Origin of the sequence: Rossellomorea sedimentorum, from assembly GCF_046237645.1 — a bacterium.
Classification (GTDB): Bacteria; Bacillota; Bacilli; order Bacillales; family Bacillaceae_B; genus Rossellomorea; species Rossellomorea sedimentorum.
This window is the reverse complement of record NZ_CP143546.1, coordinates 1,916,681-1,938,157: the sequence shown is the minus strand read 5'-3', so window position 1 is coordinate 1,938,157 and position 21,477 is coordinate 1,916,681. Positions and strand designations below refer to the sequence as shown.

The window sequence follows — 21,477 nt, the reverse complement described above, 5'->3', positions numbered from 1 at the left end:
TAGAACATGTTGAAAATAGAAAAATTACAAAAGACTATCAAGGGAAAGCAGATTCTCACAGATATTAATCTGCAGGTTAAAGAAGGAGAGGTGCTCAGCTTATTCGGTCCATCAGGCTGCGGTAAATCTACATTGCTAAGATGTATTGCAGGCTTGGAAACGGCTGAGGAGGGATTAATCTTTCTGCATGATCAAGAGATATCATCCTTGTCAGCTGCAAAACGCCCGGTAGTCATGATGTTTCAAGACCCATTATTGTTTCCCCACTTGACCGTAATAGAAAATATAGAATTCGGTTTAAAGCAAGCCGGGGTAAAAAGAGCAGAACGGTTCAAGCAGGCTAAAGAAATGCTTAAAAAAGTAGAGATGGAAGAATACTATAATCGCTTTCCCCATCAACTATCAGGTGGACAGAAACAAAGAATAGCCTTGGCAAGAGCTCTGATTTTGAATCCAAAGCTGCTTCTTTTGGATGAGCCATTCAGCAGCTTGGATGGAAAACTGCGATATTCCATGCGCATATGGGTAGCAGAACGATTAAGAGAGTTTAATGTGACCGCTGTTTTTGTCACACACGACAAAGACGAAGCTAAACTTATGGGGGATTCCATCGCAATCATGCATGAAGGGAAAATTGAACAATCGGGCGATCCCGAAGAAGTATATAACATGCCGGCAACCAAGGTTGTGGCCGACCTGTTTTCTGAAGGCATCATGATAGAAGACAAATTCATTCCGGTAGAAAATTTAAGCCTTTTCCAGATCAACAAGGGATCCCTCCCCGATGGTTTTGAAAGAATAAATACAGTCATAATTCAGGAAAAAATAAAAAAATACGGGCGAAACCTATACAGGGTCAGCGGACCATTGATTCAGGACGAACTATGGATTATTTCCGATGAAATTTTTAGTAATAATGATAAAGCTGAATTATATAAAAAACTTACTTGATCAATGAAGCGTATTACATTCTGAGAGAGGTGACAGCATGCTTGACACCCATGGCAGACGCTTTGTCCAGCCTATCATAGAAAAAACAGCAAAAGCTTTCATACGTCTTAACTTTACCGCAAACCAGGTTACCGTAATTGCGTTTGTTATAGGGATGTTTACCGGACCGCTTATCTATCTGGATCAGCCGCTTCTTGCTTTGCTCGCCCTTTGGATATCAGGCTTCCTGGATGCAGTTGACGGGACAATGGCGCGATTGACAAAACCATCTGCCTTCGGTACAGTCCTCGATGTCAGTTTTGACCGATTGGTGGAGATAAGCGTAATTCTTGGCCTTGCATTCCGCTTCCCTGATGCAATGTGGGCGTTGTTGTTGTTAAGTGTATCTATCATTTATGCGATGACAGTCTTTTTGACGGTCGGCATGATGACTGAGAAGAAGGGAATAAAATCTTTCTATTATCAGCCTGGATTGGCAGAAAGAACAGAAGGGTTCATTTTGTTTTCCTTCATGATTATCTTCTCTGGATTTCTAATTCCTCTTACTTTGCTGTTTTTAGCTGTAGAACTTTTCACAGTATTCCAGCGATTGGCCGAGGCTAAAAGCTTATTGGGAGACGACTAGCAGTATAAAAACTCCTGGGGCAAAGACGTTTCTATACGAAGCGTCTTTATCATTGTGTCAGATTGTAACCTTCAATCCAGGTACTTTAAATGGTAAGATAAAGGAAAAATTTAAAATCTTCAAACATAATGGGATTGCTTTTTTAGAATTGTTTTTATATTGAAATCCCGTCGAACACCTATAGGGGAAATCAGCTGACCAGTTAGTAAACGATACAGGGGGAATTGGATGATTACATTAAAAAAAATGACTTCAGAAGAGTTTGATTTGTATTTAGATAAGGCCGTTAACAATTATGCAAAAGAGAAGGCAGCAGCAGGTAACTGGTCCAAAGAAGAAGCCGTGGAGAACTCCAAAAAGGATTTTGAGCAGTTTCTTCCCAATAGGGAGGAATCTGAAGATAATTACCTCTTTACAATCTGGGATGATAAATCCTCGGCAGGGGTCATCTGGCTGTCCAAAATCGGTGAAGACACAGGATACATTTATGACATTATTATTAACGAAGAACATCAGGGGAAAGGCTATGGAAAACAAGCTATGATTGAAATCGAAGCGGTTGCCAAGGAACTCGGCTTCAGCAAAATCGAATTACATGTTTTTGGCCACAATCAGGTTGCAAAAGGCCTATATGAGCAATTGAATTATGAGGTTACCAATATCATTATGGCCAAAAAACTTTCTTAATGAAAGGCTTTAATTGGTTGAATGAAACGGATTCGCCCACCTAAAGTGGGAGTCAACTACGTTAGTTTAAAAGCAACACTACATACGGAAAGTGCCCAAAATCCACCAGTACCTGCTCTGGTGCATTTTTCGTATAAATAATAGAAATTACCACTTCGACAAATACTAAGGGCTAATCAAGAATAAGGGAGTGGCCAATATAGTCCTTACACAATATTTCATTCTCACTTGGTTGTTATCTGGAGTTTTATATTACCTTCCGAAAAAGGTACTATTCATTGAAGCTGCCTTTGTGTTTATGGTGCAGTCTATCCTTCTTCGCAGCCACTTTTCCATATTGAGCCTTAACCTGGGATATATTGAGCTGCCAACTGAAAAGCATTTGTTCATTGCGTTCATTCTATACAGAAGTTCCATTTTGCCTTTATTTTTTATTTTACTATTGAATATTACATTAATGGCAAAGAAGAAAACCGGGAAATCAGCCATTCTTGCAGGGGGAGCTGTGTTCTTGCTGCTTTTGGAATGGATCAGCAATAAAGCAGAATTGATTGGGTATAACGAATGGAACCTTGTGCTTCAAACAGGTACGAACTTACTTTTTTTCATTTCAACGTTTATTTCCTTTCACATTATAAGAAGACTGATGAAGAGGGTGTGCGTTTGAAAGTAATATATGATCATCAATTTAATGAAAATGAATGGTTCATACTCATCATCTTGACTCTAAGTATAGCTGCCATCATTTTGATTAAGCCTAGAATGGAAATGCCTCTGTTACTGATCTTTTTTATTTTCGGAATCACTTCGGGTATGTTTTTTGACCATACAATCAGTCTCGATCCTTTTAACTTCTATGATGTAAATGACACTTCAAACTATCAATTGATCGATTTTATTTCTTATTTTATGTATGGTCCTTTTGCATACTTCTTTGTTTATTACTATGAAAAATTACAGATAACCGGCATGAAAAATATTCTTTATATTATGATTTGGACTGTGGTTGCCATTGGTGTGGAATGGGCTGCACAAAAAGCAGGAATATTCCATTACCGGAATGGCTACCAGTTGTTTTTCTCCATACCCATATATTTATTCAATCAGACGGCTCTTGTTATTTTCTATCACCTTATCCTGACTGAATTTAATCAAAAACAAAAGATAAAGCAAACGATCGAAAATAAAAATAAACTTTTCTCTTGACGCTCGACGCTGTTCAATGTATAGTCTAAATATACTTTATCGCATAAAAGCATAAAAGCGTTAAAGCGAAGAAGCAATTCACTGCAATTACATATAAGGCAGTGTGCGAAATCAGTAGCGGGTAAGCGGGCAGTTTCAGAGACTGAATGGGTGGTGTGAATTCAGGCAGCTTACAAGTGAATTACGGCGCACGTAAAGGCTGTCACACAATGAAGTGGGTGGAGGTTCATTCTTCCATCAACAAGGGTGGTAACGCGGAGCTACTTCGTCCCTTATGGGTGAAGGGCTTTTTTGTATTCTTTATATAGAGGTGCAGGGGAATGGCTTTGACAAAAGAGATGATTAAGTTACAGTTTGAAAGATTAAGTGAAGAGGAACAGCATCAGCGGCTGGATCAATTCCTCAGCAGAATGAAACCCAGGAAGGAAGTAAAATCTTTCTCAAAGAAAGAAGTGCCGGAGGAAACAATCAAAAGAGCAATCCTGTCGGCAGGAACTTCTCCGTCAGGCGCCAACCAGCAGCCTTGGTCGTTCGTGCTTGTATCAAATGAAGAGGTGAAGAAACAAATTCGGCAGGAAGCGGGGGAAAACCAGACATCCTTACTATCCGCCCCTTATCTGGTAGTCTTATTCAAGCAAAAACACGGCCTGGTGAAAAACCAAGCAGGCGAGGCAGTAAAAGTGAAACACTATTATCCGAATGAATCGGCAGGAATTTGCGGAGGGTTTTTCATCACCGCTCTCAACCAAGCCGGACTCGATTATAATCTGCACAAACCGGTGAAATCTTTAACAAGTATCCTGAATCGGCCTGACAACGAAGAACCATTCATGCTTTTTTCCATCGGAATCGCCGAAGTTTATACAGACTCACCGGCTCACCCGCCGGGAGACCATATAAGTTTCGATGTTGACTTAGATCTTTCTTCCTCTGTAGACAGCGGGGAGAAGCAATTCACAGAGGATTACTATCACAGTATTCGTAAACGGCGCAATGTGAGGGACTTTTCTACCGACGGGTTTGATGGCACGCTTATCCAAAAAGCATTCCATTCCTTGGAGTCCAGGCCGTTTCCTGATTCCTACCGCTTTGCTGTTATTACAAAATCAGAGACCAAGCGATTAATCAGGGAAAAAGCTGAACAGGAAGAAAAGAAATTTTATGAAGAAAAGATCACAGAAGAATGGAGAGATGTACTGAAGCCGCTCGGTACTAACTGGGAAAAAGCCCACCTGACGGATGCTCCATTCTTAATTATCGGGTTTAAGGTAAACAATAAGGAAGAACCGGATTCGGTTTATTCCAATAAGACCAGGCCGCTTATTTCTGCGTCAGTAAACACCGGTATCCTGATGAGTGCCATCCATCACGCCAACCTATGTATGCTGACCCATACACCGAGTCCTATGACCTTTTTACGGGACCTGTTAAAGAGGCCTAAAAATGAATTACCAATAGTCGTGCTTCCAGTCGGATATCCTGCAGAGAACTGCGAGGTACCGAATATAAATAAAAAACCACTAGAAGAAATTTTGACAACAATGACAGAAAGAGAAGGTGAAACATCATGAAAAACGGATTAAAACGAGAATTGGGAAAATGGCATGGATATGCCTTAATGATTGGAGGAATGGTCGGCTCCGGAATCTTTGTGGTAACTGGAGAAGCTGGTGCCCAGGCAGGACCATCGGTGCCTTTTGGCTATGTAGTACTTTTACCGGTTCTATTATGTTCTGCTCTCGCATACTTGATATTTATGAGCACACCGCTTGGAAACAGTCCAGGAGGAGCATACGTCCACATCAGTCGTACATTCAATAACTACTTTTCCGGATTCCTGTTCATGTGGTTCCAATACATTGCTTTGCTGGGTGTAATGGCGATCATGGCCATTTCATTCGGTGATTACATTTCTGGTGTTATTGGAGCAGGAAACACAGCAATTCTAGCCACTGTATTATTACTAGTCTTTTATCTTTTGAACATCATTGGTGTTAAATGGTTCGGGGTTGTACAGCTTGTCATGTCGGCTATACTCTTCGTTGCAATTATTGTACTTGTAGTACCTGGCGTATTCTTTATTGACACAGACAACTTTTCGCCGATGCTTCCTAATGGCTGGAGCGGTTTTGTAGCGATACTGCCATCTCTTTTCTTTGCATACTTTGGATTCGAGCAGCTCGCACAGGCAGGGGGAGAAATGAAGGATCCTCAAAAAGCAATGCCTCGAACAATGCTGATCGGTTCATTTGCAACAGTCATTATTTATTTCATGATCTCAATAGTCGCATTTGGCGTTGTACCGTATGATCAACTGGCCCAATCACAGAGTGCCATGTTCGATGTAGCTTCTGTGTACCTGCCAGCAGGTGGAAAATGGATTGTTATGACAGGTATCATCATGGCATTTGCCACTACATTGAATTCATTGGTGATGGTCGTTTCCAGAATGCTGTTCGCATTTGCTGAAGACCGCGTAATCCCTGTAGGTATTGCAAAAGTAAACAAACGTTTCAATACACCGCATATCGCCATTACAATCAACACCATCATTGTTCTGGCCCTTATCTGGACAAGAACTCTTGATTACTTGTTAAATGTAGCACTTCAAGGGATGTTCCTAATGTACATGGGGCATGCAGTTGCGATGATTGCCCTGCCGTTTGTAAAGCGGGAATTGTTTGAAACTGCACTAATTAAACCGAAATTGCCGCTGATTATGTTCTGTGGAATCTTCTCATTAAGTGTATTGCTGTTCTTCAGTTACACATTGATTCTGTCAGTTCTTAAACTTCTTCTGATCTGGACAGCAGTCGGCGTCGTTATCTTCCTTATCGGCAGAAGCCAAGGGAAAAAGAATCAGTTTGATTACGACTCACAGTTAGAAAAAGCATGGAAGGAAAGCCCTTCCGAAACAGTATAATAAAGACACAAGAACCGTCCTATGAATTGACATAGGACGGTTTGTTTTTGTATCAAGGGTAATTTTCTTTGAGCAGGTGAATGTAATCGTTCAATATGTTCACACCACTGTTTTTCGTTTTTAAAAAATACTTGCCAGAATGGAGGACAATTTAGTGAAATCTGTTTAATGAATCAGGCAATACAGTATTTATTTCCTCAATTCCCATTAAGTCAGTTAATGGGCCGGGAACCACTCGATTTTTACTTCTCATTGGCCCATTTATTCACTTTATGGGCCAGGATCCCTTTGATTTTCATTTCTCATTGGCCCAATAAACCAATCCAAAGTCAACACCATTTACAAGATCCCCAGGCCCAATGCAGCCAGGACTACAGTACCTTTACTTTAAAAAAGCTAAACCCTATTGGTTCTTCTTTCATTCCTCTCATGGGGGTGGATAACATAAAATCCTTATTAAGCTCTTTTTAACAAGATATGCAAAAGAAGCATCAAGGCTTGTTTAACAGCTAAAAAGAAAGGAAATGTTACTCCGGCCGGGACGTCCGTTGATACAGGGCTCCCTTCTCCCTCATAGTATGCATAGAGAACCCTTTTGAGAGGAGGTCCAGTATGTTTGGTAATTTCGAAAAAAAGACCGGCGTTAAAATGGATGACATCATGAAACTTGCTCAGTCCTTTCAAAACACGAACTTTAAGGACGAAAAGCAAGTGAGAACAATGATTAAAAAAGTGGCTCAACTTGCCAATAAACCTGTCTCCAGAGAAAAAGAAGAGATGCTTGTCCAAGCCATCACCAGCGGCAAAGTCCCCAAAGATATGAATGAAATTCAAAAAATGATGAATAAGAAGAAATAATTGATAAGGGGGAATCCGGGAAATTCGGATTATCCCTTTTTATTTGAGAATCTTGAAGGGATAAATTACAGAAAAAATAAACTTCATCATTTGTTTTTATCGTTCCATAAACAGTACACTTAAAGGATAGACAGAAAGAGAGGTTGGAATAATGAAGAAACTATTATTAATTGGCGGAGGTCATTCACATTTGCATGTGGTGAAAAGGATGCAGCAGCATCCATTGAAAGACGTCAAGGTTACATTAATCTCTCCTTCTAAATATCAATATTATTCTGGAATGTTCTCTGGATACACAGTGGGTCTATACTCTCAGGATGATATGAGAATTAACCTTCAAAGATTGGCGGAATCCGCTAACATTAACTGGATCGAAGGGGCGGTGCTATCTATGGATCCAAACCAGAAGGTCGCCTTGACAGATGGAGGAGAAGTCATCAACTTCGATGCAGCTTCATTTGACATAGGCTCTATGACTGCAGGTGTTGACAAGATAGGTGCCGCATCCAATGTTCATACTATAAAGCCCAACTATAAGTTCATTGAAACCATTGATTCTGTTCGCAAATCTTCACAAGTCGTCATTGCAGGAGGCGGCGCGGCAGGGATTGAACTAAGTGCATCCCTTACCGCCTGGCGAAACCGGAATGGATTCACCACTCCTGTTACGCTGATAACGGCTGGCTCTTTGCTAAATCAAAAATCGGATAAAGTTTCGAAAGCAATTGAAAATGAATTGCTTAAGCTCAATATCAACCTGCGAACACATGAAGAAATCACCAGCATTGATCATCATTCGGCAAAATTATCGAGCGGAGGGGCTCTTTATTTTGATGAGCTGATCTGGTTAACAGGGCCAAAAGCACCTGATTTATTCAGACTGTCCAAACTTCCTGTTGATGCAAAAGGATATCTATTGATCGAAGATACCCTCCAAGTAAAAAAATACCCTTATATCTTTGGTGCAGGAGATTGCGCTTCCATGGTTCATTATCCCGGTTTGGATAAGACTGGTGTTTATGCGGTAAGGCAGGGCCCCATTTTATACGAAAACATCAAGGGCTTTTTTGAAAACGGAGAAGGCCTTCTATATAAGCCGCAAAGAAGGTATTTATCCATTCTGTCAATGGGAAACAAACGTGGTTTTGCTATATATGGGAATCGCTATAACGCAGGCAAGCCCGCATGGTTTCTCAAAAATCAAATTGATACTAGATTTGTTAATCAATATAACCGGTGAGATTGCAAAATCAAACATAGGCAGGAAATGTGCAGGGTGGCTCATGATTTGCTCGTTTTGCTGCCTTTTTCTTACAAGATAGCTAATGAAGGATAAAATGTAAGCTGGATTACATTGGAGCATTCTTGGATTGTATTCATTAAAATGACATGTTATAGTGTTTTTGTACCAACTGGTTGGTTCTGGTTAAAGGAATACACGGATAGCTTGTCATTTATCTCACTTAAGAAATATCGGGTATATAGAAACAAGTAGTCTAAAAAATTAGAGAAGCTATTTGACAATCAGTTATTGATACGTGTGAAAAACACAACAACATGGAACAGGAGTGAATAGGAATGATCGAAAATATTACAGCAGTCTCTAAAGGAATGTATACAGAAGGAACTTCTCATGGTCACAAAGTGATTATCGATGAACCAGCAAACATGGGAGGAACTGATAAGGGCGCCAACCCGCTGGCAACCATGCTGATATCACTAACAGGATGTGAAAATGCAATTGCTAATTTTGTCGCAAAGGAAATCAATTTTGATCTTCAAGGAATTGAATTTAAAGTCAGTGGGGAAATTGACCCGAGAGGAATGATGGGGGAAGAAGGAGTACGCCCCTATTTCAAAAAAATCACCGTTAATGCAAAGGTAAAGACAAGTGAATCGGAGGAACGAGTGCAAGAACTGCAAGAAATTGTAGATGCCCGCTGCCCGATCTATACTACTCTGGTTGCTGCCGACGTGGAAATGATCCCTAATTGGACAAAAGAATAAAAGAATGCACAGGCATGGTCTTTAACGTCCATGCCTTTTTTTATATTACAAATCCTTTCACTGTCTACCTTGTTGTCCTATGTGTCCTGTTTTTGGACAGTCCGGCCTTACCTTCGCTGATAATTAAAGGCCTTTAACCCCTGGCACAATTCTTGCTAGTTAAAATTATTGAAGAACGCTTTGTTCGTATAGATTGGTGCTATCGGAAAAATCCAAAGGGCCGGATTTTTCCCTCGGGTACAAGGGCTTATCTAACTGAACAGGGTGAATGGCTCTTTTCTTTCTTGTTTACCAGGATAATTCCTCTGAAATATGGTTATTTCTCTTGAATTTCATGGTGAATAGCAACAAAGTTTTAGAAAAGAGCCTTGAAGAAAGAAAACAGGAGGGCTTTTTATGAATATCAGTGAATCAATAGTGATAGTAACTGGAGGAGCGTCAGGATTAGGTGAATCAACAGTAAGGCAGATCATAAAGCAAGGCGGAAAGGCAGCAATATTGGACTTATCGGTAGAAAGAGGAGAATCGATAGTTGAAGAATTGGGAGACAGAACCATTTTTATCAAGACGGATGTTACATGTGAAGAGGAAGTTTCAAAGGCCATCCATAAAGCCATTGAGGCTTTTGGTTCCATAAATACGGTGGTCAATTGTGCCGGCATCGGGGCAGCTTCTAAACTGCTGTCCCGAAAAGGGGTCCATTCCCTGGATATGTTTTCTAAGGTGGTTTCCATCAACTTAATAGGATCCTTCAATGTCATCCGGCTTGCCGCTGAGGAGATGTCAAAAAACGAGCCGAATGACCAAGGGGAAAGGGGGGTCATCATCAATACAGCATCAGTAGCGGCATTCGAGGGACAAATCGGCCAGGCTGCTTACAGTGCTTCAAAAGGAGGAATCGTCGGAATGACCCTGCCGATTGCCAGAGAACTTGCTTCTTATGGAATCCGGGTAATGACCATTGCCCCTGGATTGTTTCATACACCTATGTTTGAATCATTACCGGCGGAAGCCATAGATTCACTCGGTAAAATGGTCCCTTTCCCGAAGAGGCTTGGTCAGCCTGCAGAATATGCTATGCTGGCAGAAAGTATCATTACAAACCCTATGTTGAATGGCGAAACAATCCGCCTTGATGGCGGTATCCGAATGCAGCCGAAATAAATTTAAGAAACTTTCGTTTTAATAAGCCTCTTTATTTAAAAGGGGCTTTTTATTATTTTCATATCAATTTCCATTCCCCTCAGTGTACCTTTGACTCAATAAGCTTTATAATGAGGTTAAGAGATTGAATTTTCTGATTTTATTTCGTGTCATTGTCTATTTTAATCCTGGCTATTTCTTTTTAAAAAATACTGCCTGCATCAACTCCATAATAAAATAACCAATCAAATATACATAGAAAAAAGTTAAGGGGGATTGAGATGATTCATTTCCAGGATATTGTTACTCCTGTTGATTGCATTGTTACCGAAGAAACTTCGTTAAAAGAGGCAGTCACACTCATAAAGAAGAAGAAGTGGAATCTGCTGCCGGTTACCGATCCTCAAGGAGAGCTTAGAGGGATTTTCACCCGTAGCGGCCTTTTCCAAATGGTTCTGGATGGAGCACCATTGGACACACCGATCAAATCTTATATCAAAAAGGAAACTCAAACGATACGCATTGATACACCCTATCAAGAAATAGAACATCTGGTTAAAACGAGTAAGGCCGGTACAGGAGTGGTGTTGGATGAACATGGCAAGGTATTCGGACTCCTGACGAAAACAGAGATGGTAATGGCTTTATTGAAATCGGCCAATACACTGAAAGATCAGTTGGAAACGATCTTAAAGCATTCCAATATCGGTGTTTTGATGACGGATGAACATTCACGCATCATTTACGCAAATGCCTCTTTTTCAAGAATTACCGGATGCCCGATCGATTCCATTCATACTCATTATCTATATGAAGCCTTCCCATCCTTGCCAAAGGACACCCTTGGTCCTCACCACTCTGAAGAATATAAATCAATCTTACATATAACATCCTACGAAACCGTTACACAAAAGAAGGGAAAAATTATTTTATTTCAGGATATCTCTGAAATTGAAAAAATGGCGGAAGAGCTGCAAACGATAAAGAATTTGAAGTTAACCATTGAAACAGCACTGGATCATGCCTATGACGGGTTATTAATGACAGATGAAAATAACGTTATCACAATGGTCAGCCCTCCGCTCCTTGAACTTTTCAACCTGGATAAAGAAGACGTTCTGCATAAGAAAGTAGACTCAGTACTGCCTCAATTGAAGCTTGCGAACGTTTTTAAAACGGAATTCGCTGAAGTCAGCGATCTGCATGAACGAAACGGCATCAAGTACATTGTCCACCGAATTCCTATAAAGAAGGAAGGGAAAGTCATCGGAGCGATCGGAAAGGTGATGTTCCGCCAACTGAATGAGGTGAGTGAGCTTTTCAAAAGGCTGCAAAAAGCTGAGAGCAAAGCAAGCTTTTATCACCAGCAGCTGCAAAAATCCGAAACAGCCAGATTTACCTGGGATCAAATCCTTAGCAAACATCCTTATATGGACAAGTTAAAGAAAAGTGCAGCAAAAGCAGCAAAAGGCCGATCAACTGTATTGATCAGGGGGGAAAGCGGAACAGGGAAGGAATTGTTTGCGCATGCCATCCATAATAGCAGTGCCAGAAGTGACGGGAAATTTGTGATTGTTAATTGTGCGGCCATACCTGAAGATCTGCTTGAATCGGAGTTCTTCGGTTATGAGGAGGGAGCTTTTACCGGCGCAAGGCAGCGTGGCAAGGTCGGAAAGTTCGACCTTGCCAATGGGGGGACACTTTTTCTCGATGAGATTGGCGATATGTCGATTGCTCTTCAGGCAAAGTTATTAAGGGTCCTCCAGGAGAGGGAATTTTACCGGGTCGGCGGTAACTCACGCATTAAGGTCGATGTCCGCATCATTGCTGCAACCAATCGGAACCTGGAAGCGATGGTAAAGGAAGGAGAATTTAGAGAGGATTTATATTATAGATTAAATGTTATCTCCTTGAATATCCCTCCCCTAAGGGAGCGAATAAATGATGTTGGACATCTAACCAGCCAATTGATGATTGAACTGAATTCCATGTTGGGCACCAGCATTACCGGTATTTCCTCCAAGGCGAAAGAAGCCTTGCTGCAATATAATTGGCCAGGAAATGTGCGGGAACTCAAGAATATTTTAGAACGGGCGATGACCTTTGCCGAGCACGGAAACATACAGCTGGAAGACCTGCCGGATTATCTTATCGACCAACTTTCCAATCCCACCAAGGAAAAAATAAGTCTTGCTGAGGATGCTGAGCTTGAGGTAATCAAAAAAGCGCTGACCCAGTCAAACGGAAATAAAGCTCAGGCAGCCCGGCTTCTTGGAATAAGCCGATCAGGTTTATATGAAAAACTTAAAAAGTACGAGTTGTCAGCTCAAGGAAGTTAGCTCCATACGATTATAGCTACTTTAACGCCCCAAGATCCTTACATAAGTATACTGTCCAAATAAAGGTGTCCTGTTTCTGGACACCTTTATATTCTTTTCAATCAAAAACCCTTATTAAAGCACACTATTTTATTTTCTGAAAGTTGGCACAATAATTGCATATAAGAAATTGAATGCGCTTTCAGCACAAATTTCAAAGGGGGAAAAGGAAATATGGATATCGGATCTTATCTAGAACAAAATGCGAGGAAAAAGCCGGAAAAGCTTGCAATTGAGTGTAATGAAAAGACCTATACGTATAAGCAATTTAATGAGGAAGTAAACAAGCTTGCCCATGGACTTCTTCAACTGGGGATTCGTAAGGGTGACAAAATTGCATTGATGATGAAAAACTCCGATCAATTTGTCCTCTCATTTTTTGCCGGCGCCAAAATCGGTGCCGTGGTCGTGCCTGTTAATTTCCGGCTGACCGCAACGGAGGTACAATATATTCTCGATCAGTCCCAATCCACTGCCGTTATTTGCGACGGGGAATTTGAAGAAGTTGTTACTTCTGCAAGAGAAGGAACAGGAGTCCTTCATGTTATTACTAGCGGCACGCCGAAGACAGTGGGTCATCATACATTCGATAGAGTGAAATCTGACAACACATCTAATCCTGCCATACAGGTTGATGATAACGATGACTTGGAAATCCTTTATACATCAGGTACAACAGGCAGGCCTAAAGGCGCGCTTTTTGATCATAAACGAATTTTTAATGTTGGACTTACGATGATGATAAGCATGGGGATCAACGAGGAGGAGCGCTTCCTGCATGTTGCCCCGCTCTTCCATTCAGCACAGCTGAACCTGTTTCTTATCTCAGGCGTAGTACTTGGAGCTACCCACATTATTCACCGTGATTTTCATCCAGTGACGTCCCTTCAAGCTATACAGGAGCATAAAATCACCCACTTCTTTGGCGTGCCTGCGATGTATAACTTCATGCTGCAAGTGCCTAACGCATCTGACTATAATCTTTCATCCATCAAAAGATGTGGGTATGGCGCTGCCCCAATGGCACCTGAAGTCGTTCGCAAAAGCATGGAATTATTCAAGACAGATCAATTCTATAATTTGTGCGGCCTGACTGAAGCGGGACCAGGAGGCATTCTGCTCGATCCGGAAGGTCACAAAACACATTTCGGCAAGGGCGGAAAAGCAGCTTTCCTAACAGAAGCAAGAGTCGTCAATGAAGAAGGCAAAGATGTCGATCCTGGGACTGTAGGTGAATTCATCGTCAAAGGGGAATCGATCATGAAAGAATATTACCGGAAGCCGGAAGAAACGGCAAAGACCATTAAGGATGGCTGGTTGTATACAGGTGACTTGGCAACAATTGATGAAGAAGGATACATCACGCTTGTCGATCGGAAAAAAGACATGATTATTTCCGGTGGAGAAAACGTATACTCCATTGAAGTAGAAGATGTGCTTTATGAACACCCGGGTGTACTTGAAGCAGCAATCATCGGGCTGCCTGACGAAACATGGGGAGAAGCGGTCTGTGCGGTCATCGTACCGAAACAAGGCACAGAGATTGCTGAAGATGAATTGAAAAGTTTCTGCCGTCAAAAACTGGCAGGCTACAAGATTCCCAGAAAGATCTTCATTGAAGAATCACTGCCAAGAAATGCCTCAGGAAAAATACTGAAATATCAATTGCGCCAAACTCTAAATGGAGTGAAACAGTAGAACGGGCAGTCAAACAACCAGATATAATACATTTTAATAGAGGAGAGGTAGTAATGAAACACCCCTACTTATCGGACGACCATGAAATCTTTCGCAGGTCCTTAAGGAAATTCTTAGAGAAAGAAGCCTACCCCTATTATGACCAGTGGGAGGAAGAGCGGATGATCCCTCGTTCCTTCTGGATGAAGATGGGAGAGCAGGGCTATCTTTGCCCCGACATCGATGAACAATATGGCGGCAGCGGGGTCGATTGGGGCTTCTCGGTCATCATTAACGAAGAGATTGAGAGAGTCGGTTCCGGCCTCGTCGGAATTGGACTGCATAATGATATTGTGGTTCCCTACATTACCTCTTACGGGACCGATGAACAGAAAAAGCGCTGGCTCCCAAAATGTACGACCGGAGAGATCATCACTGCAATTGCCATGACAGAGCCCGGTACAGGTTCAGATCTGGCTAACATTAAGACAACGGCTGTTCTCAAAGATGACCATTATATCTTAAACGGTCAAAAAACCTTCATTACAAATGGTATCCATTCAGACCTCATCATCGTCGCTTGCAAAACGGACCCGAAAGCGAAACATAAAGGGGTCAGCCTGCTGGTCGTCGAACGTGATGCCCCTGGTTTTTCAAGAGGAAGAAAGCTGAACAAAGTCGGCCTGCACTCGCAGGATACAGCGGAACTTATATTTGAAGACTGCGTGGTACCAAAGGAAAACCTGCTTGGTGAAGAAGGCAAAGGCTTTATCTATCTCATGGAAAAACTGCAGCAGGAGAGACTGCTGGTGGCCATCGCCGCACAAGCTGCTTCAGAAGTGATGCTGACCCAGACCATCGATTATGTGAAAAGCCGTGACGCATTTGGAAAGCCTGTGAGCAAATTCCAAAATACTCAGTTCAAAATTGCCGAAATGGCAACAGAGATTGAGATGAGCCGGGCTTTCCTTGATCAACTGATTGCAGAACATTTAGAAGGGCGGGATATTGTTACTAAGGTATCCATGGCCAAATGGAAGATGACAGATACCGCCAAAAAGGTTGCAGGGGAATGTATGCAGCTTCATGGCGGATACGGTTATATGGAAGAATACGAGATTGCCAGAAGATTCCGCGATATCCCCGTCGCCAGCATTTACGCAGGAACAAATGAAATCATGAAGACGATCATCGCCAAGAACTTAGGTTTATAGAAACTCATAACTTTATTGCAGAAAAGGAGGATGATTATGCGGGAAGTCGTGATCGTCGAGGGTGTACGGACACCTGTAGGAAGAAGAAAAGGACTGTTAAAGGATATACGGCCGGATGACCTCGCCGCAGAAGTGCTGAAAGAGCTAGTCAGACGTACTGGTATTGAAGCGGGTCTTGTAGAGGATGTCATTCTTGGCTGTGTGACCCAGTCAGGAGAACAGGCTGGAGATATTGCACGGGTGGCTGCTTTGATCGCCGGTTTTCCGATCGAAGTTCCCGGAACGACGATTGACCGTCAGTGCGGATCGAGCCAGCAGGCTGTCCATTTTGCTGCACAGGCAATATTGGCGGGTGACATGGATGTCGTCATTGCCGGAGGAGTCGAGAATATGACCAGAGTTCCGATGGGCTCGAATTATCAGGTGGCAGTGCCATTCAGCCCTAAGTTGAAAAAACAACATGAAATCATTCATCAAGGCTTGTCTGCAGAACGAATAGCTGAGAAGTATGGGTTTACCCGCACAGAACTTGATGAGTATTCTGCAGAGAGTCATCGTCGGGCACTGAAGGCCCAGGCTGAAGGTTATTTCCAACGTGAAATAATGCCCTTGGAGGTCACGCGTGAAAGCGGTGAAAAGACAGTTGTGACAGAAGATTCCGGACCAAGGGAAGGCACAACGGCAGAAACACTTTCCGACTTAAAGACGGTCTTCAAGGAAGATGGAGTCATACATGCAGGAAACTCGAGCCAAATCAGTGACGGAGCTGCAGCCATTCTGTTGATGAGCCGGGAAAAGGCAGAAGAGCTCGGCTTGAAACCTCGCTTCAAAGTGCATACCAGAGTGGTTGTCGGTTCAGACCCTACCTTGATGCTGACAGGCCCAATACCAGCTACAGAAAAAGTATTGAACAAATCCGGATTAAAGCTTGAGGAAATCGATATATTTGAAGTCAATGAGGCGTTTGCTCCAGTTCCGTTGGCTTGGCTAAAGGAAACTGGGGCAGATCCGGCAAAACTCAATCCTAATGGAGGGGCAATTGCACTTGGGCATCCTCTGGGTGCAAGCGGCGCAAGGTTGATGGTCACCATGATGCATGAGCTCGAAAGGACTGGAGGCCGCTATGGACTGCAGACCATGTGTGAAGGCCACGGGATGGCAAATGCGACAATCATTGAAAGACTAGATAAATAGATGGAGTGAGTAACCAGTTTCAGCAGAAAGAAGGACTATTCAATATGTACCAGGAGGTTTGATCATGAGCACAACAATCGGCAAAATCTTTGAATTGACGGTAAAGAAATACCCTGAGAAGGAAGCCTTGTATGATGTCCGGAAAGATCTTCGATTCACTTATCGTCAATGGAATGACGAGGTCAATCGTCTTTCAAATGCCCTGATAAAGGAAGGGGTTAAAAAAGGGGACAGGGTAACCGCCTTCCTGTTCAATACAGAAGAATTAGGCACAACCTTCTTCGCCTGTGCCAAAATAGGCGCCGTATTTAATCCAATCAATTTCCGATTGATGGGTGAAGATGTGGCCTTCATTCTGACCGATGCCGCACCAAAAGTCGTTTTATTTGAAAAGGCTGTTGAACCGGTCATTGCTTCAATTGAAAAAAGGTTTCCGCATATCGCCTTTTGGTTCATAGATAAGGAATCACCCGCTTATGCTGCCAGCTACCATGAAAAAGTCCAGTCTGCACAACCTGCAGAGATAGCCGTTGATATACAAGAAAATGATCTTTACTCGATTATGTACACTAGCGGAACAACCGGCAGGCCTAAAGGCGTCATGCATACTCATAGGGACATGGCCGAACAAAGCCTGATTGTCATAGCAGCGACGAAGTTGAACGAAAACGACATTGGACTTGTGGCTGCCCCAATGTTCCACTGCGCCGAACTGCACTGCGCCTTTCTTCCAAGAATCCACGCAGGAGGAACAAATGTTCTGCTGCATCACTTTGTACCAGGAAAAGTATTGGAAGTGATTGAATCTGAAAAAACAACCAAATTTTTTGCTGCTCCCACCATGTGGAATATGCTCTTGCAGGAGAACCTCAAGGACTATAACCTCCAAAGTTTAAAGCTCGGACTTTATGGAGGGGCACCTATGGCTCCATCCCTGGTTCATGCCTGTCATGAGAAGCTGGGAATCGGGCTTGTCCAAGCATATGGGATGACAGAAATGGGGCCTGCCATCACTTTCCTATCGGAAGAAGATCAGCTTTCAAAAGCTGGGGCAGCCGGCAAAGCTTGTCTGAATCATGAGATCAGAATAGTCAAACCGAATGAAAATGGGCCGGCTGACCCGGATGATATCCTTCCGCCAGGAGAGAGCGGTGAAATCATTGTGCAGGGACCATGTATGATGTCCGGCTATTTCAATCGCGAAGAAGCCTCGGCAGAAGCAATGTATAAAGGCTGGTATCATTCAGGGGATATCGGCTATCTGGATGAGGATGGCTTCCTCTGGGTCAAAGACCGCGTCGACGATATGATCATCAGCGGCGGAGAAAATATTTACCCGCGAGAAGTGGAGGATATCCTTCACGCCCATGAAGGAGTGCTCGATGTCGCCATTGTCGGGCAGCCGGACGATCACTGGGGTGAAAGCGTTACTGCCTTTGTCGTAAAAAAAGAACCACTATTGACAGAGAGTGCTCTTGATGATTGGTGCAAAAACAGTGAACGTCTGGCGAATTATAAACGGCCAAGAAACTATATTTTCCTTGAGGAGCTGCCAAGGAATGCAAGCGGAAAAATCCAGAAGTTCGTCCTTCGCAAGCAAATGGAGGAAGCAGGTTCCAAAGGACAGCCAACCTAAGGAGTGAGGGAGTTCATAACTTTGTTGAAAGGCATAAAGATTATCGACTTTACTAACTATATACCAGGACCTTTTGCCACAATGAGACTGGCTGAACTTGGAGCTGAAGTCATCAAGGTGGAAGCCCCCGAAGGAGATCCTGCAAGAAATACGGGGAACGGATTGGTCTTCAAGGCCCATAACCGCGGAAAAAAAAGCATCGCAATCAATCTGAAACAGGCAGAAGGAAAACAACTGGCCCTTGACTTACTGATTCAGGCTGATGCGCTCATTGAAAGTTTCCGGCCTGGCGTAATGGAAAAGCTCGGTCTGGGTTACAAGGCTGTAAGCAAGATAAATCCTAAGATTATTTACTGCTCTGTAACCGGCTACGGAAACAGCGGGGGGATGTCCAACCTGGGGAGCCATGATCTGAATTATATGAGTATGAGCGGTGCCCTGGCCCAGCTTAAGGACAGGGCCGGCAAACCAGTCCATCCCACTCACACTTTTGCCGATTATATCGGGGGATTGGCTGCAAGTGAACGAATTCTGGCAGGCCTTGTATCCAGGGGCAATACAGGGGAAGGAAGTTATCACTGCATATCAATTGCGGACAGCATGGCATCGTTAATGACCAACCATACCCTGATTGAAAAAGAAACCGGCTATCCTAATGGAGTTCAAGTTCTCAATGGGGAAGTGATTTCCTATGGATTGTACGAAACAAAAGATCAACAATATGTTTCCCTGGCAGCCCTGGAACCTAAATTTTGGCGGAACTTTTGTCAGGCACTCGGCAGGGAGGATTGGCTTGGCGCCCATTACTCAAAGCAGGAAACAAGCAATCATGTTTACAACGATTTGGTTGATTTATTTAAAAGAAAACCGCTGTCTGTGTGGGCTGCATTTGGCAGGGAAGTGGACTGCTGCCTTACTCCCGTCCTTGAGGCTGGTCAACTTGCGGACTATTCCTATTTTAAAGATAAAGAATTGGTTTCTTGTGACGGCAAAGTAAAAATGCACGGGGACTTCAATACGGCATTATTACCTCCGCCGGCAAAAGGAGAACAAACGAAAGAGATTCTTAGTGATTGGCTGGGTTTGGATGATCAACAGCTACTCGAATGGCAGGCAAAGGGTGTTATTAAATAAATAGATTGAAAGAGGAAGGGGAATTAGCGATATGATGAATATTCCATTAACAGTAAGTTCTCTGCTGGAAAGAGCAGAAAAGTTTTTTCCGAAAAAAGAGGTAGTTTCACGTACATCTTCCTGTATTCACAGACTTACCTATAAGGAAATCGGGGAACGTACAAGGAGACTTGCCAGTGCTTTGGAAAAGCTGGGTGTTCAGAAAGGAGAAAGAGTCGGTACATTCGCCTGGAATCACCACCGCCACTTGGAAGCCTACTTTGCAGCACCGGGAATGGGGGCGGTCCTTCATACTATAAATATCCGTTTATCACCTGAACATATCACTTACATTGTGAATCATGCAGAAGATAAGGTGTTATTCGTTGACGAAGATTTACTTCCACTTATTGAGAAGTGTAAGGACAGCTTTGAAACGGTGGAAGCCTATATTGTCATGTCGGACAACACTGATCTCCCTGATACCAGCTTAGAGCCGGTCTATTCCTATGAGCAGCTGGTGAGTGAAGGGGATTCTGATTTTGAATTTTTAAAAGATATTGATGAGAACGATCCGGCAGGAATGTGTTACACCTCCGCAACCACTGGCAATCCAAAGGGAGTTGTTTATTCTCACAGAGGAATTGTACTCCATAGTTTTGCTTTTGGCTTGGCTGATACTGCCGCACTGTCAGAAAGTGATGTCGTCATGCCGGTTGTTCCCATGTTCCACGCCAATGCATGGGGAATACCGTTTGCTGCAACATGGTTTGGATCTACCCAAGTGTTGCCGGGACCTTTATTTACACCGAAACTGCTTGCAGAGCTGATCGAGGAGGAAGAAGTAACCTTTACCGCAGGGGTGCCGACAATTTGGCTCGGCCTCTTAAATGAACTGGAAAATGGAAGCTACAACACTTCCTCATTGAGATCCATTGTCTGCGGCGGATCGGCAGCACCACGTGGAATGATCAAGGCATTTGAAACGAAATACAAAATTCCTTTCCTGCATGCTTACGGTATGACGGAGACCGCTCCGCTTGCAGTTGTTTCAAGACTGAAGAGTTATCAAGCCGGGTTGGATGAGGAAGAAATGCTGGATATCCGGTCGAAGCAAGGGCTGATCGTACCAGGGCTCGATATGAAAATAGTAGGAGCAAATGGCGAGGTCAAATGGGACGGACAGGAAATGGGTGAGCTTCTCCTCCGCGGACCATGGATTGCCGATGAATATTATAAGGATGAGCGTTCCAAAGAAGCATTCCGTGATGGATGGCTATATACAGGGGATGTTGCAACGATTGATGAAGAAGGCATCATTAAGCTTGTCGACCGCACCAAAGACTTGATCAAGAGCGGGGGAGAGTGGATTTCATCAGTTGACCTTGAAAATGCTCTAATGGCACATGAGGCGGTCTTTGAAGCGAGCATCGTCGCCGTCCCTCATCCACAGTGGCAGGAACGTCCGGTTGCATGTGTAGTGTTGAAAGACCAATACAAAGATAAAGTTGAAAAGCAGGAGTTAGTTGATTTTATCGCACCTCAGTTTGCAAAGTGGTGGCTCCCTGATGATGTTATCTTTATGGATGAAATCCCGAAAACATCGGTAGGGAAGTTTTTGAAAAGGGCCCTTCGTGAGAAACTTAAAGATCATTTAGTTCAGAAATGATAGAGGCGAGGTAAGGGCTAACTTATTCCATAAGCTGAAAGATTAAGACAAATCTAAAATAAACTAAAAGACTGTCCCCTGATACCGTGGAGACAGTCTTTTTAGATGAAAACTACCACATTTTTCAACATCAAACGCTTACATAATAAGAACTATTGTTTTTCCATACTTTATCATTGATTTCTGTTGTTCAACC

Annotated in this window: 18 protein-coding genes; all 18 read left to right on the top strand. The window is 42.9% G+C overall.

Features of this window, described 5'->3' with window-relative positions; translation table 11 throughout:
* Positions 1 to 6: 6 nt before the first annotated feature.
* The 18 genes from V1502_RS09410 (at position 7) to V1502_RS09325 (ending at position 21,281) form a co-directional block, all read left to right on the top strand.
* Positions 7 to 951 carry an ABC transporter ATP-binding protein gene (locus tag V1502_RS09410; protein ID WP_409254093.1) on the top strand — a complete coding sequence of 315 codons (945 nt, stop codon included), beginning with the start codon at positions 7 to 9 and terminating at the stop codon, positions 949 to 951.
* A gap of 37 nt (positions 952 to 988) precedes the next feature.
* Entirely contained in the window at positions 989 to 1,576 is a 588-nt protein-coding gene (locus tag V1502_RS09405) for a CDP-alcohol phosphatidyltransferase family protein (RefSeq protein WP_409254092.1), read from the top strand.
* A gap of 228 nt (positions 1,577 to 1,804) precedes the next feature.
* Positions 1,805 to 2,263 (top strand): GNAT family N-acetyltransferase, encoded by a 459-nt coding sequence (locus V1502_RS09400; RefSeq protein ID WP_409254091.1) that lies wholly within the window; start codon positions 1,805 to 1,807, stop codon positions 2,261 to 2,263.
* 190 nt (positions 2,264 to 2,453) lie between these two features.
* Positions 2,454 to 2,930, top strand: a complete 477-nt coding sequence (locus V1502_RS09395) for a hypothetical protein (protein ID WP_409254090.1) — start codon at positions 2,454 to 2,456, stop codon at positions 2,928 to 2,930.
* Positions 2,927 to 3,469, top strand: coding sequence for a hypothetical protein (locus tag V1502_RS09390; protein WP_409254089.1), 543 nt, complete (start codon positions 2,927 to 2,929; stop codon positions 3,467 to 3,469). Before V1502_RS09395 ends, V1502_RS09390 begins: the two co-directional genes overlap by 4 nt.
* Before the next feature lie 326 nt (positions 3,470 to 3,795).
* Positions 3,796 to 5,040 carry a nitroreductase family protein gene (locus tag V1502_RS09385; RefSeq protein ID WP_409254088.1) on the top strand — a complete coding sequence of 415 codons (1,245 nt, stop codon included), beginning with the start codon at positions 3,796 to 3,798 and terminating at the stop codon, positions 5,038 to 5,040.
* Positions 5,037 to 6,392, top strand: a complete 1,356-nt coding sequence (locus tag V1502_RS09380; RefSeq protein ID WP_409254087.1) for an APC family permease — start codon at positions 5,037 to 5,039, stop codon at positions 6,390 to 6,392. Before V1502_RS09385 ends, V1502_RS09380 begins: the two co-directional genes overlap by 4 nt.
* A 612-nt stretch (positions 6,393 to 7,004) precedes the next feature.
* Positions 7,005 to 7,250, top strand: coding sequence for a stage VI sporulation protein F (locus tag V1502_RS09375; RefSeq protein ID WP_409254086.1), 246 nt, complete (start codon positions 7,005 to 7,007; stop codon positions 7,248 to 7,250).
* Positions 7,251 to 7,401: 151 nt separating this feature from the next.
* Positions 7,402 to 8,490, top strand: coding sequence for an FAD-dependent oxidoreductase (locus V1502_RS09370; protein WP_409254085.1), 1,089 nt, complete (start codon positions 7,402 to 7,404; stop codon positions 8,488 to 8,490).
* A gap of 338 nt (positions 8,491 to 8,828) precedes the next feature.
* Positions 8,829 to 9,257, top strand: a complete 429-nt coding sequence (locus V1502_RS09365) for an OsmC family protein (protein WP_409254084.1) — start codon at positions 8,829 to 8,831, stop codon at positions 9,255 to 9,257.
* Between the two features lie 396 nt (positions 9,258 to 9,653).
* Positions 9,654 to 10,421, top strand: a complete 768-nt coding sequence (locus V1502_RS09360) for a 3-hydroxyacyl-CoA dehydrogenase (RefSeq protein ID WP_409254083.1) — start codon at positions 9,654 to 9,656, stop codon at positions 10,419 to 10,421.
* Between the two features lie 260 nt (positions 10,422 to 10,681).
* Positions 10,682 to 12,739, top strand: coding sequence for a sigma 54-interacting transcriptional regulator (locus V1502_RS09355; RefSeq protein ID WP_409254082.1), 2,058 nt, complete (start codon positions 10,682 to 10,684; stop codon positions 12,737 to 12,739).
* Positions 12,740 to 12,952: 213 nt separating this feature from the next.
* Positions 12,953 to 14,476: an acyl-CoA synthetase gene (locus V1502_RS09350; protein ID WP_409254081.1), complete on the top strand. Its 1,524-nt coding sequence runs from the start codon at positions 12,953 to 12,955 to the stop codon at positions 14,474 to 14,476.
* A 53-nt stretch (positions 14,477 to 14,529) separates the two neighbouring features.
* A complete protein-coding gene (locus V1502_RS09345) occupies positions 14,530 to 15,669 on the top strand; it encodes an acyl-CoA dehydrogenase family protein (protein WP_409254080.1) in 1,140 nt (379 codons plus the stop codon).
* Between the two features lie 36 nt (positions 15,670 to 15,705).
* The gene (locus tag V1502_RS09340; RefSeq protein WP_409254079.1) at positions 15,706 to 16,863 is read left to right on the top strand and encodes a thiolase family protein; all 1,158 of its coding nucleotides are present in this window, start codon (positions 15,706 to 15,708) and stop codon (positions 16,861 to 16,863) included.
* Between the two features lie 64 nt (positions 16,864 to 16,927).
* On the top strand, positions 16,928 to 18,499 hold the full coding sequence (locus tag V1502_RS09335; protein WP_409254078.1) for a fatty acid--CoA ligase: 1,572 nt from the start codon (positions 16,928 to 16,930) through the stop codon (positions 18,497 to 18,499).
* 21 nt (positions 18,500 to 18,520) lie between these two features.
* Entirely contained in the window at positions 18,521 to 19,633 is a 1,113-nt protein-coding gene (locus tag V1502_RS09330) for a CaiB/BaiF CoA transferase family protein (RefSeq protein ID WP_409254077.1), read from the top strand.
* Positions 19,634 to 19,664: 31 nt separating this feature from the next.
* A complete protein-coding gene (locus V1502_RS09325; RefSeq protein ID WP_409254076.1) occupies positions 19,665 to 21,281 on the top strand; it encodes a long-chain fatty acid--CoA ligase in 1,617 nt (538 codons plus the stop codon).
* The last annotated feature ends 196 nt before the right edge of the window (positions 21,282 to 21,477 follow it).

Excerpts from the sequence above, each read along its gene's own strand:
- V1502_RS09335 (WP_409254078.1), top strand. The coding sequence starts at position 16,928 with ATGAGCACAACAATCGGCAAAATCTTTGAATTGACGGTAAAGAAATAC.
- V1502_RS09340 (WP_409254079.1), top strand. The coding sequence starts at position 15,706 with ATGCGGGAAGTCGTGATCGTCGAGGGTGTACGGACACCTGTAGGAAGA.
- V1502_RS09365 (WP_409254084.1), top strand. The coding sequence starts at position 8,829 with ATGATCGAAAATATTACAGCAGTCTCTAAAGGAATGTATACAGAAGGA.
- V1502_RS09375 (WP_409254086.1), top strand. The coding sequence starts at position 7,005 with ATGTTTGGTAATTTCGAAAAAAAGACCGGCGTTAAAATGGATGACATC.
- V1502_RS09410 (WP_409254093.1), top strand. The coding sequence starts at position 7 with ATGTTGAAAATAGAAAAATTACAAAAGACTATCAAGGGAAAGCAGATT.
- V1502_RS09405 (WP_409254092.1), top strand. The coding sequence starts at position 989 with ATGCTTGACACCCATGGCAGACGCTTTGTCCAGCCTATCATAGAAAAA.
- V1502_RS09380 (WP_409254087.1), top strand. The coding sequence starts at position 5,037 with ATGAAAAACGGATTAAAACGAGAATTGGGAAAATGGCATGGATATGCC.
- V1502_RS09355 (WP_409254082.1), top strand. The coding sequence starts at position 10,682 with ATGATTCATTTCCAGGATATTGTTACTCCTGTTGATTGCATTGTTACC.
- V1502_RS09400 (WP_409254091.1), top strand. The coding sequence starts at position 1,805 with ATGATTACATTAAAAAAAATGACTTCAGAAGAGTTTGATTTGTATTTA.
- V1502_RS09345 (WP_409254080.1), top strand. The coding sequence starts at position 14,530 with ATGAAACACCCCTACTTATCGGACGACCATGAAATCTTTCGCAGGTCC.
- V1502_RS09350 (WP_409254081.1), top strand. The coding sequence starts at position 12,953 with ATGGATATCGGATCTTATCTAGAACAAAATGCGAGGAAAAAGCCGGAA.
- V1502_RS09325 (WP_409254076.1), top strand. The coding sequence starts at position 19,665 with ATGATGAATATTCCATTAACAGTAAGTTCTCTGCTGGAAAGAGCAGAA.
- V1502_RS09370 (WP_409254085.1), top strand. The coding sequence starts at position 7,402 with ATGAAGAAACTATTATTAATTGGCGGAGGTCATTCACATTTGCATGTG.
- V1502_RS09360 (WP_409254083.1), top strand. The coding sequence starts at position 9,654 with ATGAATATCAGTGAATCAATAGTGATAGTAACTGGAGGAGCGTCAGGA.